The following is a 16,139-nucleotide window of genomic DNA, read 5'->3' on the forward strand; positions in this document are numbered from 1 at the left end:
GGCAGCGCGCTCAGCGCCACGTCGCCCGTACGCCGTCTCCCGTCACCGCTCGATCTGCCGGTTCCAGCGCGTATCCCACTGCGCGCGGCGCGCGTTGATCGCCGTCCAGTCGACCACCGTCACCTTGCGCACCAGATCGTCGACGCTGCCGAGGCTTTGCTGCATCGCGGCAGGCATCTTCGCGAGGCGGTTGGTCGGGATCTGCTTGCCGGCCTCGGCCGCCTTCGTCTGCGCGGGTGCGGACAGCAGGAACTGCGCGAGCTTCTGCGCGAGTTGCGGATCCGGATTGTTCGCGACCACGCACAGATCGACGAGCAGCAGCACCGGGCCCTCCTTCGGATTCGCATACGCGACCGGAATGCCCTTGTCCTGCAGGTCGCCGACGCCGGTCGGCGTCAGCGGGAACAGGCCGGCTTCGCCCGTCTGCACCATCTCGGAGATCTTCGCCGAGTTCGGGATGTACTCGACGACGTTCGGCCCGACCGTGCTCGCCCACTTGCTGAAGCCGGGCTCGACGTTCTGTTCGCTGCCGCCGAGCAGCCGGTTGATCGCGAGGAAGCCGTGCAGCCCGAACGTGCTGCTCGACGCGGACTGGAACACGACCTTGCCCTTGTATTTCGGGTCGGCGAAGTCCATCCACGACGTCGGCGGCGCCCAGCCTTTTTCCGCGAACAGTTTCTTGTTGTATGCGATGCCGGTCATCCCGAGCTGCACGCCCGCGCCGACGTCGTCCTTCATCCGCGCGAACGGATACAGCTCCTTGAGCACCGGCGAATCGTCGAGCTTCTGGCACACGCCGAGGCTGACCGCGCGCGCCATCACGCCGTCGTCGAGGAACGCGACGTGGATCTGCGGCTTGTTGCGGTTCGCGAGCAGCTTCGCGAGCACGTCCGACGACGTGCCGGGCACGACGACGACCTTCACGTTGTTCGCCTTCTCGAAGTCGGGCAGCACCTGGCTCGTATAGGCCTTCTCCATCGGCCCGCCGTTCATGCCGACGTAGATCGTCTTCGTTTGCGCGAAGGCGGGCGCGCCGGCGCCTGCGATGCAGAGGGCGGCAGCCGCCGCGATCGCTCCGAGCAGTTTCATCTTTGGGTCTCCTCTTGACGGAAAGGGGCGGTCGGCATGGTTCGCGGTGCGAAGCGGCCGATCGAGAATGCATCGAGTGGCGTGGCGGTTGCGCCGGTCGTAACGAAGTCGGCAAGCACCTCGCCGACGCCCGGCGCGAGCAGGAAGCCGCCGCCGGAAAAACCGAACGCATGCAGCAGGTTCGGCGTGGTAAGGCTCGCGCCGATGATCGGGTTGTGATCGGGCGTGCAGCCTTCGACGCCGCTCCACGTGCGGATCAGCAGCGCGTCGCGCAATGCGGGCAGCAGCGCGCATGCATCGCGCATCACCGCACGCGTCGTGTCGACCGACGGCTGGCCGAACTCGCCGTCGCCGCGCCCGCGCCCGCCGCCGATCACGCAGTTGCCGCGCGCGACCTGCCGCGCGTACACGCCGCCGCCGTAGACGCCGAGGTTGTGCGTGATGAACGGCGGCAGCGGCTCGGTCACCCACATGTTCGGGTAGATCGGCTCCATCGGCACGGCTTCGCCGAAGCGTTCGGCGATCGTGTTCGCCCATGCGCCGGCCGAGTTGATCAGCCACGTCGCGGTGCACGCGCGACCACCCGCACGGACGTGAAAGCGCGTGCCGTCGTGCCGGACGTCGTCGACCGGCGTGTGCTCGAACACGTCGGCGCCCGCCGCGCGGGCCGCCCGCGCGAACGCGGGCGACACGACGCGCGGGTTCGCGTGCCCGTCGGTCGCGCACAGCGAGCCGCCGAGCGCCGCGCGGCCGAGCCACGGGTAGCGGCGGCGGAACGCGTCGCCGCGCATCACCTGCAGCGGCAGGCCGTGCTCGCCCGCGAGTACCGCGTAGGCGTCGAGTGCATCGAGATCGGCGTCGCTGCGCGCGAGCCGCAAATGGCCCGACACGACGAACTCGCCGTCGATGCCGATCAGCTCGGGCAGGCGATCCCAGATGCGCCGCGCGCGCAACGCAAGCGGCAACTGTTCGGCGGGGCGGCCCTGGCAGCGCACGCCGCCGTAGTTCACGCCGCTCGCCTGCGCGCCGCAGTCGCGGCGCTCGAACAGCGCGACGCGCAGCCCGTGGCGCGTCAGCGCCAGCGCGGCCGACGCGCCGACGAGCCCGCCGCCGACGATCGCGACGTCGTAGTGACGGATCTCACTCATCGCGCGCCTCGTCGGGAATCGCCGCGACGTCGTCGCCCGCGAGCGCGGCGGAGATCGGGAACGGCTTCACGGGCGGTTGCGCACGCAACCTGCCGATGTCCGCCAGCGGGCGGCCGGTTTCGGCGGCGAGTACGAGCGCGGTCGCGTCGCCGCACATGCGGCCCTGGCAGCGGCCCATTCCGGCGCGCGTCAGCGCCTTCAGCCGGTTCAGCTCGGTGGCTTCGCCGCCGCGGATGCAGCGCCGCAGCGTGCCCGCGTCGATCTCCTCGCAGCGGCACACGATCGTGTCGTCCGGGCAGCGTGCGGCGAGCTCGGGCGGAGGCGCGAAGGCCGCTTCGAGGCCCGCGCGGAATGCACCGAGCCGGGCGAGCGCGCGTTCCAGCGCCGCCGCATCGGGTTTGCCGGCCGACGACGGCGATCGCGTCGCGATGCCCGCGTCGTCGAGCAGCGCGAGCGCCGCGCGTCGCCCCGACGCCTCGGCTGCGTCGGCACCCGCGATGCCGGCACCGTCGCCCGCGACGTAGATGCCGCGCACCGACGTGCGGCCGGCCGCGTCGCGTTCCGGTAGCCATGCGCCATTGAGCGGATCGAAGCGGAACCGGCAGCCGGCGAGATCGGCGAGCTGCGTTTCGGAACGCAGCCCGAAGCCGAGGCCGAGCGCATCGCAATCGATCCTCCGCGGCGGCGCGGCGCTTCCGGCTGCGCGCCATGCGAGGCCCGTCACGTGCCGCTCGCCGAGCACGCGTTCGAGCGTGACGCCCGTTTCGATCGCGACGCCATGCGCACGCAGCCAGCCGATGTAGTACAGCCCCTTCGCGAACGTGGACGGCATGCGCAGCAGCGCGGGAGCGGCCGCCGCCTGCCGGCGCAGCGGGCTCGTGTCGAGCACGGCCGCGACCCGCGCGCCGGCCTTCGCGTACTGATACGCGACGAGATACAGCAACGGTCCCGTGCCCGCGAACACGATGCGGCTGCCGATCGCGCAACCCTGCGACTTCAGCGCGACCTGCGCGCCGCCGAGCGTATAGACGCCGGCAAGCGTCCAGCCCGGCACCGGCAGCATGCGATCGGTCGCGCCGCTCGCGACGATCAGATGCGAGAACGGCACGGTCGTTTCGCGGCCGTCCTGCAGTGTGTCGACGCGGCCCGCGCCGCACGCCCAGGCGAGCGTGTCCGGCCGGTAGTCGACATGCGGCAGCAGCGCGGCCATCGTCCGGTGCACGGCATCGGCCTTCGCGGCCTCGAAGCCGTACAGCGCGCGCTTGCCGCGGGCGAACGCGCCGTCGGCCGGCGGTTGCCGGTAGATCTGTCCGCCCCAGCGCGCGTTCTCGTCGATCACGACGGGGCGCAGCCCCGCGTCGACCAGCGCCTCGGCCGCGCGCACGCCGGCCGGCCCCGCGCCGACGATCACCGGTCGCAGTGCGTCGCTCATGACGCATCTCCGCTCGTGGCGGGCTGCGCGCCGGTGAGAATCCGCATGCCTTCGGCGATCGGCGTCGAGCATGCGCGCACGCGTGTGCCGGCCTCGGTGCGCACCCAGCAGTCCTGGCACGCGCCGATCAGGCAGAAGCCCGCGCGCGGCGTGCCGCTGAATTCGCTCACGCGCACGCGACGCTGCGCGACGAGGATCGCGGTGAGCACGGTATCGCCGGCGAGCGCCTGCGCGGGACGGCCGTCGAGCGTGAACGCGATGGCGGCGCGCTCGCGTTCGGCGACGCGCACGAATTGCGGGCCGTCGTCGGCGATGTCGGTGGAACGGGAAACGGAAGTCATCGTCAGTGTTGGCCGATCAGGATGCGGTTCAGGCCGTACACGCGATCGAGCAGCAGCATCGCGCCGGCGGTGATGAAGATGACGAGCGCCGATACCGACGCCATCATCGGGTCGATCGATTCGGTCGCGTACATGTACATGCGCACCGGCAGCGTGACCGTCTGCGGCGACGTGACGAAGATCGACATCGTCAGTTCATCGAAGCTGTTGATGAACGCGAGCAGCCAGCCGCCAGTGATGCCGGGCACGATCATCGGCAGCGTGATGCGGCGGAACGTCGTCCACGGATCGGCGCCGAGCGAGCACGCGGCCTGCTCGACGCTGCGGTCGAGGCCGGCGACGGATGCGAGCACGAGCCGCATCACGAACGGCGTGATGACGATCATGTGCGCGACCACCAGCCACGCGAACGAGCCGGTCGCGCCGATCAGCGCGAAGAAACGCAGCAGCGCGATGCCGAGCACGAGGCCGGGGATCACGAGCGGCGACAGCAGCAGGCCGTTCAGGAACGCGCGGCCGGGAAAGGTCGCGCGACCGATCGCGAGCCCGGCGGGCAGCGCGATCGCGAGCGACAGCGTCGCCGACGCGAACGCGAGCTTCACGCTGTTGGCGAACGCGGTGACGAAGTCGGGATAGTCGAGGATCGCGCGGAACCAGCGCAGCGACAGCCCGTGCGTCGGCAGCGTCAGCGTTTCGTCGGGCGTGAACGCGACGAGCACGACGATCACGAGCGGCGCGAGCACGAACAGGATCACGAGCGTATGAAACGCCAGCGCGAAGGGGCCGTTCTTTCTCATCGGGAAGCGCCTCCGAGGCTGCGCGCATAGCGGCGTTCGAGCACGCGGTAGTAGGTGAGCATCACGACGAGGTTCGCGACCAGCAGCAGCACCGCGATCGTCGCGCCGAGCGGCCAGTTCAGCGAACCGAGGAACTCGTCGTAGACGGCGGTCGCCGCGACCTTCAGCCGGCGTCCGCCGAGCAGGCCCGGAATCGCGAATGCGCTCGCCGACAGCCCGAACACCATCAGGCTGCCCGACAGCACGCCCGGCATCAGCTGAGGCACCACGATGCAGCGCAGCGTCGTGAACGGCGATGCGCCGAGCGACAGCGCCGCGTGCTCGGTCTGCGGATCGAGCCGCTGCAGCGCGGTCCACACGGGAATCACCATGAACGGCAGCATCACGTGCACCAGCCCGATCACGATCGCGAACGTCGTGTACTCGAGCTTGTACGGACCGAGGCCGGCGAGCCCGAGCGCCTGGTTCACGAGGCCGCCGGTGTTCAGCAGCATGCTCCAGCCGAACGCGCGCACGACGACCGACACGAGCAGCGGCGCGAGGATCACGAGCAGGAACAGCGAGCGCCACGGGTCGCGCATTTTCGACAGCACGTACGCTTCCGGCGTGCCGATCGCGACGCAGATCGCGGTGGTCAGCGCGGCGATGCCGAACGTGCGCGCGAAGATCGCGTGGAAGTACGACGAGCCGAGCACCTCCGCGTAGTTGCCGAACTGGAATGCGGCGATCGGGCCGGTGGCCGGGTCGTAGCGGTAGAACGTGAGCGCGAAGGTCATCGCGAGCGGCACCAGCACGAGCGCGGCGAACAGCGCGAACGCGGGCGCGCACATCAGCCACAACGGCGCATGCGCACGCCACGTCGCGCGCAGTGTGCGGTCGCCGGCGGCGCGGGGCGGCGCCGTATCGGCAGAGGCGGTGGCCGCGGTCGATTGCGCGAGCGCGGCCGGAGCGCCGTCGGTGGGTAGCGGGCGGGCAGGCTGTCCCATTCAGGCCTCCCGGCGCATCACGCGCACCGCGTCGCTGTGCCAGTCGACGCCGACCCGCGCGCCTTCCGCGAGCGGCTCCGCGCCTTCGTTCTGGCAGCACACGAGCACTTCGCCGAGCGCGCTGTCGACGCGGTACAGCCACTGGCTGCCGAGGAAGAAGCGGCTCGTGACGGTCGCGGCGAAGCGGCCCGCACCCGGCGCGCACAGCCGCAGCTTCTCGGGGCGGATGCAGACCGACACGGCGTCGCCGATGCGCACGTCGCGCTCGCGCGCCGGCAGGTGCGCGGTGCGGCCCGTCTCCGCGAGATCGTGGCCGAGGTCGATGCGGATCGCGTCGCCGTCATGCGCGACGATCGTGCCGGGCAGCAGGTTCGCCTTGCCGATGAATTGCGACACGAAGTGGTTCTCCGGGCGTTCGTACGCGCGGTACGGCGTGTCGGTCTGCGTGATGCGGCCGGCTTCCATCACGACCACGCGGTCGCTGATCGACAGCGCTTCCGATTGATCGTGCGTGACCATGATCGTCGTCGTGCCGATCTTGCGCTGGATCGCGCGCAGCTCGAACTGCATCTCCTCGCGCAGCTTCGCGTCGAGATTCGACATCGGCTCGTCGAGCAGCAGCACCGGCGGCTCGATCACGACCGCGCGCGCGATCGCGACGCGCTGCCGCTGCCCGCCGGACAGTTCGCGCGGAAAGCGGTGCGCGAGCGCATCGAGGCGCACGAGCGCGAGCGCCGCGCGGATGCGCTCGGCGCGCTCGGCCTTGTCGACGCCGCGCATGTCGAGGCCGAAGCCGACGTTCTCCGCGACGCTCATGTGCGGAAACAGCGCATAGCTCTGGAACACGATGCCGAGCCCGCGCCGGTTCGGCTTCATGTGCGTGATGTCCTGCCCGTCGAGCGCGATGCGGCCGCGCGTGACGTCGACGAAGCCGGCGATCATCTGCAGCGTCGTGGTCTTGCCGCAGCCCGACGGCCCGAGCAGCGACACGAATTCGCCTTGTTCGACCGACAGGTTGACGTCGGCGACGGCGGTGAGCTCGCCGAACGATTTCGTCAGATCCGTAAGCGTGAGAAACGACATGGGGAGCTCCGGGTTCGCACACCGCATGGCCGGTGCGTCATTGACGCGGACTCTAGCCAGCCATATTTCGGCGCGTCAATTTCGAATTCTGCTCAACGGGATGAATTTCAGGAAAATTCCGATGAACGGAATGATTTGGAGAGTCGCATGTAAATCGTTCCGTTGAATGAGGGGCGATCAGGTGGTGAAAAGTGCGCGTCAATCCCGTGCACACCCGAATGCCCGCGGCATGCCGGCGGGCCGACAATGGCGGCTCGCATATTCCGTTCAACGAAATCCTCGAGGAGAGCCGGCATGCAGGAACCCCAATCGCCCGGAATGTCGCGTGCCGCGCGCCTGCCGTCCCCGGACGAGGACGCTGTCGGCGAGGTCGCCGAAGTCGCCGAAGTCGCCGATGCGGCCGGCGCGCCGGGCACCGGCATGTTGCAGCGTGCGTTCGCGATCCTGCGCGCGCTGGCCGGCATGCAGCAGGACGGCGTGCGCGTCACGCACCTAGCGAAGGCCGTCGGCCTCACGCAGGGCACCGCGCACCGGATCCTGCAATCGCTGATCGCCGAAGGGATGGTCGAGCAGGACGAACAGTCGAAGCTGTACCGGCTGAGCGTCGACTTCTTCGCGCTCGCCGCGCTGGCCGGCAACCCGAGCAGCATGCGCACGCTGTGCCGGCCCGCGCTGCTGCGGCTGTGCGCGAGCCTCGGCGAGACGATCTTCCTGCTCGTGAAGAGCGGCTTCGACGCGGTGTGTCTCGACCTGTGCGAAGGGCCGTTCCCGATCCGCTCGTTCACCGGCGACATCGGCGGGCGCGTCGCGCTCGGCGTCGGGCAGGGCAGCCTCGCGATCCTCGCGTTCCTGCCGGAAGCCGAGCGCGAGGAAGTGATCCGCTTCAACGTGCCGCGCGTTCGAGGCTACGGCGTGCTCGACGAGGTCTACCTGCGCACCGAGATCGAACGCGTGCGCCAGCTCGGCTACGCGGGCCGCAACAGCGGCGTGCTCGACGGGATGGCCGGCGTCGCGGTGCCGATCCTCGATCGCACCGGTTATCCGGTCGGCGCGCTGAGCGTCGGCACGCTGGCGTCGCGCCTCGGCGACGACCGGATGCCGATGATCGTCGAACTGCTCAGGCGCCAGGCCGACGCGATCGGCCCGCGCACGAACCCGTTCGATGCCGCATTGCGGCGGCCGATGCACGGGCTATCCGGGAAAACCGCATAGTCGCCGCGGGCGTCGCCATTCCGTCAGCTTGCTTACGCGAGCCCTTCACATCAGATCTAAGCGCGCGTTGTCCGGCGGACTCGCGCGCTTTCGTTTTTCTTGCAGCGGCACACGCGGCCGACGCGCTTCCTCTCCATTCGATTTTCAACTGCTGTCCAGTTGAACATTTCATTTCTTGATGCGATTGCGGCTGGATACCATCCAGCCACTGTCTATACAAGCCGACCGGCGCGTATGGCCAGCATCAACACAACAGAACACAACATCGACAAGACGGTTTGGAGAGGAGATGACGGAGATGGTGCGAATGATGGGCAGGACGACGGGCGCCGCGTGCATGAGCGCGGCCATCGCGATGGTGTTCGCCGGCGCCGCGCATGCGCAGTCGACGGTGACGCTGTACGGGATCGTCGACGCCGGCGTGACCTATACGAACAACGCGAAGGGCCATGCGCTGTGGCAGTTCACGGGCGGCAACGAATCGGGCCCGCGCTGGGGCTTGATTGGCAGCGAGGATCTCGGCGGCGGCCTGAAGGCGAACTTCCGGCTCGAGAACGGCTTCAACGTCGCGAACGGCGCGCTCGGACAGGGCGGCCGGATGTTCGGCCGCTCCGCCTGGGTCGGCCTGAGCGGCGCGAACTGGGGCGCGGTGACGCTCGGCCGCCAGTACAACTCGACGCAGGACATCCTCGGCTCGCTGCAGATGAGCAGCTTCCTCGCGCAGTACTCGACGCACCCGTTCGACAACGACGACATCAACAACACGTTCCGCACCAACAACGCGGTGAAGTACGTGTCGCCGACGATCGCGGGCCTGCAGGCGAACCTGGTGTACGGCTTCTCGAACTCGACGGGCTTCGCGAACGACAACAGCTGGAGCGCGGGCGTCACGTATGCGAACGGGCCGCTGAACGCAGGCGCCGCGTATGCGCGCGTGAACCATCCGGCGGCCAGCGCGACCGGCGCCGTCGCATCCGACAACTACTACCCGGGATCGGCGTCGGTGTTCGGCGCCGGCCTGTCGAGCGCGGTGCGCCAGCAGATCTGGGGCGCGGGCGGCAACTACACGATCGGGCAGGCGACGCTCGGGCTGCTGTATACGGGCTCGAACTTCGGCCAGGCGACGGGTGGCGCGCTGCGCTTCAGCAACTACGAAGGCAGCGTGCGCTACCTGATCACGCCCGCGCTGATGGCCGCGGCCGGCTACACGTACACCAAGGTCGCGCGCGGCGGCGAGGACGGCCACTACCAGCAGGTGTCGGCCGGTCTTCAGTACCTGCTGTCGAAGCGCACCGACGTGTACGTGAACGGCTTCTACCAGAAGGCGTCGTCGGGCGTCGGCCATGCGTGGATCGACGGGACCGACGGCCCGTCGTCGTCGACGTCGCAGGTGGCGGTGGTGGTCGGCATCCGCCAGAAGTTCTGATGTCCTGACGCGTTCGCGCGTCTTCCGGAGGAGACGGAAATGAAATTCAAACTGTTGCTGGCGGCGTTGCCGTTCGTCGGGATGTACACCGGCGGCTCGATCGCCGAGGTGCGGCCGCTGCTGTTCGGCCTGCCGTTCCTGCTCGTGTGGAACCTGATCTGGATGGCGGCGACCGCCGCGATCCTCGCGATCCTGTTCCATCTCGACGAGCGCGACGCGGCCCGCGACGGCCGCACGGGAGACGCGCGATGAACGCATCGATCATCATCATCGCGGCGTTCGCCGTGTTCGCGCTTGCGATCGGCGTGATGGCGCGGCGCGGCCGCAAGCTCACGCTCGAGCAGTGGGCGGTCGGCGGGCGCGGCTTCGGCTCGCTGCTCACGTTCCTGCTGATGGCCGGCGAGGCGTTCTCGACGTTCTCGTTCCTCGGCGCGAGCGGCTGGACCTACAGCAAGGGCGTGCCCGCGTTCTACATCCTGTCGTACGGCTGCCTCGCGTTCGTGATCGGCTACTGGATGCTGCCCGCGGTGTGGCGCTACGCGAAGGCGCGCGGGCTCGTATCGTTCGCCGATTATTTCGCATCGAAGTACGACAGCCGCGCGATCGGCGTGCTGGTGTCGGTGGTGGCCGTGTTCGCGATGGTGTCGCTGCTGATGATCCAGCTGCGCGGCCTCGGCGTGATCGTGTCGGAGATGTCGTACGGGCTGATCCCGCAATCGGCCGCGATCTGGATCGCCGCGACGCTGATGGCGGTCTACATGGTCGTGTCGGGCATTCATGGCTCCGCGAGCATCGCGATCTTCAAGGACGTGCTGATCCTCGCGATCGCGATCTTCCTCGGCCTGTACCTGCCGATGCACTATTACGGCGGTCTCGGCGAGATGTTCGCGAAGCTCGACGCCGCGCATCCCGAACTGCTGCGCATGCCCGAGCACGGCTTCAACCTGAGCTGGTACAACTCGACGATCCTGCTCACGTCGCTCGGCTACTACCTGTACCCGCACGGCTTCACCGCGATCTATGTCGCGAAGGACGAACGCGCGCTGCGCCGCAACGTGATCCTGATGCCGCTGTACCAGGTGCTGATCGCGTTCCTGTTCCTCGTCGGCTTCGCGGCCGTGATGACCGTGCACGGGCTCGAAGGCGCGCAGACCGACCTCGCGCTGCTGCGCCTCGTGAAGCAGACGTTCCCCGCGTGGTTCGTCGGCATCGTCGGCGGCACGGGCCTGCTGACCGCGCTGGTGCCGGGCTCGCTGATCATGCTGAACGCGTCGACGACGATCGCGCGCAACATCTATCGCGAAGGCTTCGCGCCGAATGCGACCGATCGCGAGGTGACGCGCGTCGCGCGGATCGCGCTGCCGATCTTCACGCTGGTCGTCGTGTACTTCGTGCTGCGCGGCGGCGCGACCTTCGTCACGCTCGCGATCTTCTCGTCGAGCCTGCTCACGCAGCTCGTGCCGATGCTCGCGTCGAGCTTCCTGAAGCGGCCGTTCGGCACGCGGGAAGGCGCGTTCGCGGGGATCGTCGCCGGCGCGATCGTGATCGCGATGACGAACTACTACGGCGTGACGCTCGCATCGCTGTTCCCCGGCGCATCGAGCACGCTGACGTCGATCAACCCCGGGCTGGTCGCACTCGCCGTGAACGCGGTGGTGTTCATCGCGATCAGCGCGGTGCAGCGCAAGCTGAAGGCGCGGGTGGCGGCGCCGGTCCGCTCCGCGTGACAGCCCGTTGATCTTGCCGCCGTCGAGCCGTCGAGCCGCCGGGCAGCTGCCCGGCGGTTTTCACGTTCGGCGGCACTCGAACCATTTCGCATCAAGACAGGACACCAAACGATGACTACCGAGGACCAGGCCGACGATCGGCGCGACGCGATCGACACCCTGATCGCGAACGGCTGCGTGATCACGATGGACCCGCTGCGGCGCGTGATCGAGAACGGCGCGGTTGCCGTGAAGGGCGATCGGATCGTCGCCGTCGGCGATGCCGCGGCGCTGCAGGCGCGCTTCCGTGCCGCGCGCACGATCGACGCACGCCGCAAGGCCGTGCTGCCGGGGCTGATCGATGCGCATGCGCACGCGGGCCACGCGATGCTGCGCACGATCGGCGGCGCGGACGGCGATGCGTGGTCGGCCGCGGCCGAGACGATCTATACGCGCGCATCCGACGAAGCGTTCTGGGAAACCGAATCGCACCTCGCGGCGCTCGAGCGGCTGAAGGCCGGCGTGACGACGGGCGTGTCGCTGCTCGGCGGCGGCAACTCGATCATGCGTGTCGACGATCCCGTCTACGCGCGGCGCCATTGCGACGCGGTGGTGCGCACCGGCACGCGCTCGATCGTCGCCGTCGGCCCGTCGCGCCCGCCCGCGCCGCGTGCGTACACGCGCCACACGCCGGATGGCAGCGCGACGCGCGACATCGATTTCGACACGATGTACGACGTGTGCGAGCGCATCGTCGACGCATGCCACGGCGATGCCGACGGCCGGATCCGGATCGCGCTCACACTGCCGGTGTACGGCCCCGGGCACGACCCCGAACTCGCGCAGTACGAGCGCGACTTCCGCGACCAGGCGGCGCGCTACGGCGCGCTGGCGCGCGAGCGCGGCCTGACGTTCACGCAGGACGGCCATCGCGCGGGCACGCTCGCGTTCGCGCATCGCGAGCTCGGGCTGCTCGGCCCGGCGTCGTTCATGTCGCACAGCATCGACCTGACCGACGACGACATCGCCGCGTGCGTGGAAACCGGCACCGCGATCGTCCACAACCCGAGCGCGATCATGTCGATCATCGGCCGCTGCCCGGTGCCCGAGCTGATCGATGCGGGCGTGACGGTCGCGATTGCGTCGGACGGCGCGGCGCCCGACCGCGGCTACGACATGTTCCGCCACATGTGGCAGTGCATGCACTACCATCGCCGCCACTTCCGCGACCCGGACGTGCTGCCGCACGGCAAGGTGCTGGAAATGGTGACGATCGACGCGGCGAAGGCACTGTCGCTCGATCGCGAGATCGGCTCGCTCGAAGCCGGCAAGCTCGCCGACGTCATCCTTGTCGACCTGTTTCGCCCGCACATGATGCCGATGAACATGCCCGTGTATCGCGTGACGTGCTTCGCGAACGCGGCCGACGTGTGCATGACGATGGTCGGCGGCCGCGTGCTGATGGAGGATCGTCGCGTGCTGTCGGTCGACGAGGACGAGGTTCTCGAGCGCGTGACGGACGTCGCGGAGACGATGATCGAGCGCAGCGGATTGCGTCGCCTGCTCGACGAGCCGAAGACGCTGTGGGGGCGCAGTCACTACTGATCGATGCCGCGCCGGCCGAGGTTTGCGCGGCGCAATGTCGGCGAAGCCGGTCCGTTTGGGGCCGGCTTTTTTTCTGGTTTCGCCGTGGACGGACATGCTAGGATTTCTCTCAAACAACTTCGGAGACTGCTATGCCGTTCATCTGCGAGAACGTTGAATGTCGCGCCGTGCTGGCGCGCGGCCAGGTCAGGTCGCTTCAGGATGACGCGGGATGGTGCTTCTACTGCCCGGACTGCAAGGCCAGGAACGAGTTGATGGCTGTCGGCACGGCCGGTGGCGCCGTCGAGCTGGTTCAGCCGGAGAGAGCGAGCCCGCCGCACAAGGTCGTCGCGACGGCCCTGCCACTGGACGACGGCAGATACGCGGCGCAGTTGCGCGTGCAGCGCGCGCTGGCGGTGAGGGGAACCTACGCGGCCGAAGAGCACTGGGAGCAGCTCGGTGTATTCCCCGATGCGCAGGAGGCCATCGCGCATGCGAAGTCGTTCGCGACGGACCTGCTGGAACGGGTGGCGTAGTCGCCGGCGGCACACCGGACGATCCACGGATTGCCGGCAACGCACCGGGCCGCGGCTCGGGTGTCGTGCCGGCCGGCCCGAGTCGGGCCGGTTACATCACGCCGCCGCTTCTCGAAGACGGAATTGCGCGACGGCATCGCTGAGCCGCGCGCCCTGATCCTCGAGCGACAGCGCCGCGGCCGCCGCTTCCTCGACCAGCGCGGCGTTGCGCTGCATCGTCTGCTCCATCTGGATGACCGCGGCATTCACCTGCTCGATGCCGGCAGACTGCTCTTCGAATGCGATGCTCGTTTCGCCCATGATCGCGTTCACGCGCTCGACCGCGACGACGAGTTCGGTCATCGCCGAGCCGGCGAGCGCGACGAGACCGCTGCCGTCTTCGACGCGCTGCGTCGAATTGCCGATGAGTTCGCGAATCTCCTTCGCCGCCGACGCGCAGCGCTGCGCGAGCCCCCGCACCTCGGTCGCGACCACCGCGAAGCCGCGCCCCTGTTCGCCTGCGCGCGCCGCTTCGACGGCGGCGTTCAATGCGAGGATGTTGGTCTGGAACGCGATGCTTTCGATCACGCCGACGATGCCGGAGATCCGCGCGGAGCTGTTTGAAATCGCGGACATCGTTTCGACGACACGCTGCATCGCGTCGCCGCCTTTCGCTGCGATTCCCGCCGCACCTTCCGCATACGTGCGTGCATCGCGCGCGTTGTCCGCATTCTGGCGCACGGTTGCGGTCAGCTGCTCCACGCTCGCCGCGGCCTGCTGCAGCGACACGGCCTGCTGCTCGGTACGCGCGGAAAGATCGACGTTGCCGCTCGCGATCGTGCGGACGTCGCCGACGATCGTCTCCGTGCTCGTGCGCACCTGGCTCACGGTTTCGACGAGGCCGTCCTGCATCCGCTTCAGCGCATTCAACAAATACGCCATTTCGTTTTCGCCGGGAATGACGACCGTGCCGGTCAGGTCGCCTTTCGAGATCCTGTCGAAATGCGCGACGGCGAGATGGATCGGCGCGATGATCGCCTTCGCGAGCACGCGTTGCGCGACGACGCCGACCACCAGCGCGAACGCGGCGACCGCCGCCATGGCCCACACGATCCGGTGAAAGCGCTCGCCGGCCGCATCGTAGCGCGCCTTCTGGCGCGCGACCTGGAACGATTCGAGCGCGTCGATCGCATCCTGGTAGGCGCCGAACAGCGCCGGCGGCGCCGTGCGCAGCGTGTCGAGGAAATCGAACGAATTGTCGTGGTCGAGTTGCGCCATCGCCTTCAGGAAAATCTGGTCGAGCAGTGCGCGACGGCGATTCTGCAGCGTATCGAACAACGCTTGTTCGTCGGCGTCGCGCGCATGCAGGCCCGAGTACGCATCCAGTTCGTCGTTGCTCTGCTTGAGGAGCGTATGGAGTTGCGCGATTTCCGCCTTGGCCGGCTGGCCGGCGCTGATGATCTGCCCGACGTCGCTCACGCGTTCGCGCAACACGAGCATGCGCTCCGAACTGGTTTTCAGGTGCAGCAGCGACGCCGTGTCGTCGCGGTACATCGCTTCCAGCGAGCCGTTGCCCGCATAGAGCGCGGCGATGCAGGCGCCGACCACCAGTACGAGTAGCACGGTATAGCAGGCGATGGTCGCGACGAGCCCGCCGCGGATGGTGAGTTTACGCATGACGTTCCCTTGCCGGTGGCCCGAAGGGCGGCCGACGGCGGATATGGATTCCGGATCACGAACGACGACAGGCGCCGCTTCGCAATGCGGGGCGCCGGGACTGCGAACGAGTTAACGGCGGCGGGGAACGAAAGCTTTTGTCTGCATGCGACGTGAATGCGGAGGAATCCGACAGAAGGGGGAGATTGGGGGCAGACGCAAGACGACCGTGCCGACGCACGCGTCTGCCACCGGCCGAAACCGGTGGCAAGCAGTCGCAGCCGGCCGCGTCCCGTCAGTTGTAGATATCGAACGAGAAGTATTTCTTCGCGATCCGCTGATACGTGCCGTCCTGAATCAGGCTCGCCAGCGCCTGGTTGATTTGCGTGCGCAGCGCGTCGTCATCCTTGCGCACGCCGATCGCGGAACCGACGCCGAGTGTCTTCGGATCGTGCAGCGGTGGCCCGGCGAATTCGAAGTTCGCGCCCTTCGCGGTCTTCAGGAAACCGAGATCCGCCTGCACCGACGACTGCAGCGACGCATCGAGGCGACCGGCAATCAGATCCTGATAGACGAGGTCCTGCGTCTGGTACGTGCGCACGATCACGCCCTTCGGCTCCCAATACGTGCGCGCATAGGTTTCCTGCGTCGATCCCTGCTCGACGCCGACGCTCTTGCCGGCCAGCGACTCGGCTGTCGGCTGCAGGTTCGCGCCGCGTCGGGCGACGAGGCGCGGCGGCACGTTGTTGATCTTGTCGGTGAATGCGATCTGCGCGAGGCGCTTCTCGGTCACGCTCATCGACGACAGCACGCCGTCGAACTTGCGTGCCTTCAGCGCCGGGATCATCCCGTCGAAGGCGTTCTCGATCCACACGCAGCGCACCTTCATGCGTTCGCAGATCGCGTTGCCGAGGTCGATGTCGAAGCCGACGAGCTTGCCGTCCGGCGCGAGCGATTCGAACGGCGCGTAGCTGGGATCGACGCCGAGGCGCAGGACGGCCGGGTCTTTCGCGGCGGCGGCGCCTGCCGTCAGCGCGAGCGCGACGGCGATGACGAGCTTTTTCATGACTGTCTCCATGACCGATTGATGTTGTTGGGGTGAAGCGATAGGCGGCCGGTGGGCGTGACGGCCCGCGCCCGGCCATGCGCGGGCGGCTGGACGAG

General features: G+C 68.5%; 15 protein-coding genes. 6 read left to right on the plus strand and 9 right to left on the minus strand.

What is annotated here, in order from left to right:
• Positions 1-42: 42 nt before the first annotated feature.
• From DIE06_RS00885 to DIE06_RS00915, 7 genes are read right to left on the minus strand one after another with little or no spacing between them, the layout of a single operon-like run.
• On the minus strand, positions 43-1,089 hold the full coding sequence (locus tag DIE06_RS00885) for an ABC transporter substrate-binding protein (RefSeq protein WP_124659735.1): 1,047 nt from the start codon (positions 1,087-1,089) through the stop codon (positions 43-45).
• Positions 1,086-2,237, minus strand: a complete 1,152-nt coding sequence (locus DIE06_RS00890; RefSeq protein ID WP_124659736.1) for an FAD-binding oxidoreductase — start codon at positions 2,235-2,237, stop codon at positions 1,086-1,088. Before DIE06_RS00890 ends, DIE06_RS00885 begins: the two co-directional genes overlap by 4 nt.
• Complete coding sequence (locus tag DIE06_RS00895) at positions 2,230-3,669, minus strand: NAD(P)/FAD-dependent oxidoreductase (protein WP_124659737.1); 1,440 nt, start codon at positions 3,667-3,669, stop codon at positions 2,230-2,232. The genes DIE06_RS00890 and DIE06_RS00895 overlap by 8 nt, the downstream gene beginning before the upstream one ends.
• Positions 3,666-4,010 (minus strand): (2Fe-2S)-binding protein, encoded by a 345-nt coding sequence (locus DIE06_RS00900; RefSeq protein WP_124659738.1) that lies wholly within the window; start codon positions 4,008-4,010, stop codon positions 3,666-3,668. Before DIE06_RS00900 ends, DIE06_RS00895 begins: the two co-directional genes overlap by 4 nt.
• Before the next feature lie 2 nt (positions 4,011-4,012).
• Entirely contained in the window at positions 4,013-4,807 is a 795-nt protein-coding gene (locus DIE06_RS00905) for an ABC transporter permease (RefSeq protein ID WP_124501447.1), read from the minus strand.
• Complete coding sequence (locus tag DIE06_RS00910) at positions 4,804-5,793, minus strand: ABC transporter permease (RefSeq protein ID WP_124659739.1); 990 nt, start codon at positions 5,791-5,793, stop codon at positions 4,804-4,806. The genes DIE06_RS00905 and DIE06_RS00910 overlap by 4 nt, the downstream gene beginning before the upstream one ends.
• Positions 5,794-6,876: an ABC transporter ATP-binding protein gene (locus tag DIE06_RS00915; RefSeq protein WP_124659740.1), complete on the minus strand. Its 1,083-nt coding sequence runs from the start codon at positions 6,874-6,876 to the stop codon at positions 5,794-5,796.
• Positions 6,877-7,170: 294 nt separating this feature from the next.
• On the opposite strand from DIE06_RS00915, the gene DIE06_RS00925 reads away from it, so the two are divergent.
• From DIE06_RS00925 to DIE06_RS00950, 6 genes are all read left to right on the plus strand, one after another.
• Positions 7,171-8,088: an IclR family transcriptional regulator gene (locus DIE06_RS00925; protein WP_124659741.1), complete on the plus strand. Its 918-nt coding sequence runs from the start codon at positions 7,171-7,173 to the stop codon at positions 8,086-8,088.
• A gap of 298 nt (positions 8,089-8,386) precedes the next feature.
• Positions 8,387-9,514 carry a porin gene (locus tag DIE06_RS00930; protein ID WP_124660042.1) on the plus strand — a complete coding sequence of 376 codons (1,128 nt, stop codon included), beginning with the start codon at positions 8,387-8,389 and terminating at the stop codon, positions 9,512-9,514.
• Positions 9,515-9,553: 39 nt separating this feature from the next.
• Entirely contained in the window at positions 9,554-9,766 is a 213-nt protein-coding gene (locus tag DIE06_RS00935) for a DUF3311 domain-containing protein (RefSeq protein ID WP_014900269.1), read from the plus strand.
• Positions 9,763-11,241 carry a sodium:solute symporter gene (locus DIE06_RS00940; RefSeq protein WP_124659742.1) on the plus strand — a complete coding sequence of 493 codons (1,479 nt, stop codon included), beginning with the start codon at positions 9,763-9,765 and terminating at the stop codon, positions 11,239-11,241. The genes DIE06_RS00935 and DIE06_RS00940 overlap by 4 nt, the downstream gene beginning before the upstream one ends.
• A gap of 111 nt (positions 11,242-11,352) precedes the next feature.
• On the plus strand, positions 11,353-12,825 hold the full coding sequence (locus tag DIE06_RS00945) for an amidohydrolase family protein (protein WP_124659743.1): 1,473 nt from the start codon (positions 11,353-11,355) through the stop codon (positions 12,823-12,825).
• A 131-nt stretch (positions 12,826-12,956) separates the two neighbouring features.
• Positions 12,957-13,340, plus strand: coding sequence for a hypothetical protein (locus tag DIE06_RS00950; protein ID WP_124659744.1), 384 nt, complete (start codon positions 12,957-12,959; stop codon positions 13,338-13,340).
• A 96-nt stretch (positions 13,341-13,436) separates the two neighbouring features.
• On the opposite strand, the gene DIE06_RS00955 is transcribed toward DIE06_RS00950, so the two are convergent.
• Positions 13,437-14,996, minus strand: coding sequence for a methyl-accepting chemotaxis protein (locus DIE06_RS00955; protein WP_124659745.1), 1,560 nt, complete (start codon positions 14,994-14,996; stop codon positions 13,437-13,439).
• A 274-nt stretch (positions 14,997-15,270) separates the two neighbouring features.
• Positions 15,271-16,041 carry an ABC transporter substrate-binding protein gene (locus tag DIE06_RS00960; protein ID WP_124659746.1) on the minus strand — a complete coding sequence of 257 codons (771 nt, stop codon included), beginning with the start codon at positions 16,039-16,041 and terminating at the stop codon, positions 15,271-15,273.
• Positions 16,042-16,139 lie beyond the last annotated feature (98 nt).

Source organism: Burkholderia sp. Bp8998 (assembly GCF_003854235.1).
GTDB lineage: Bacteria > Pseudomonadota > Gammaproteobacteria > Burkholderiales > Burkholderiaceae > Burkholderia.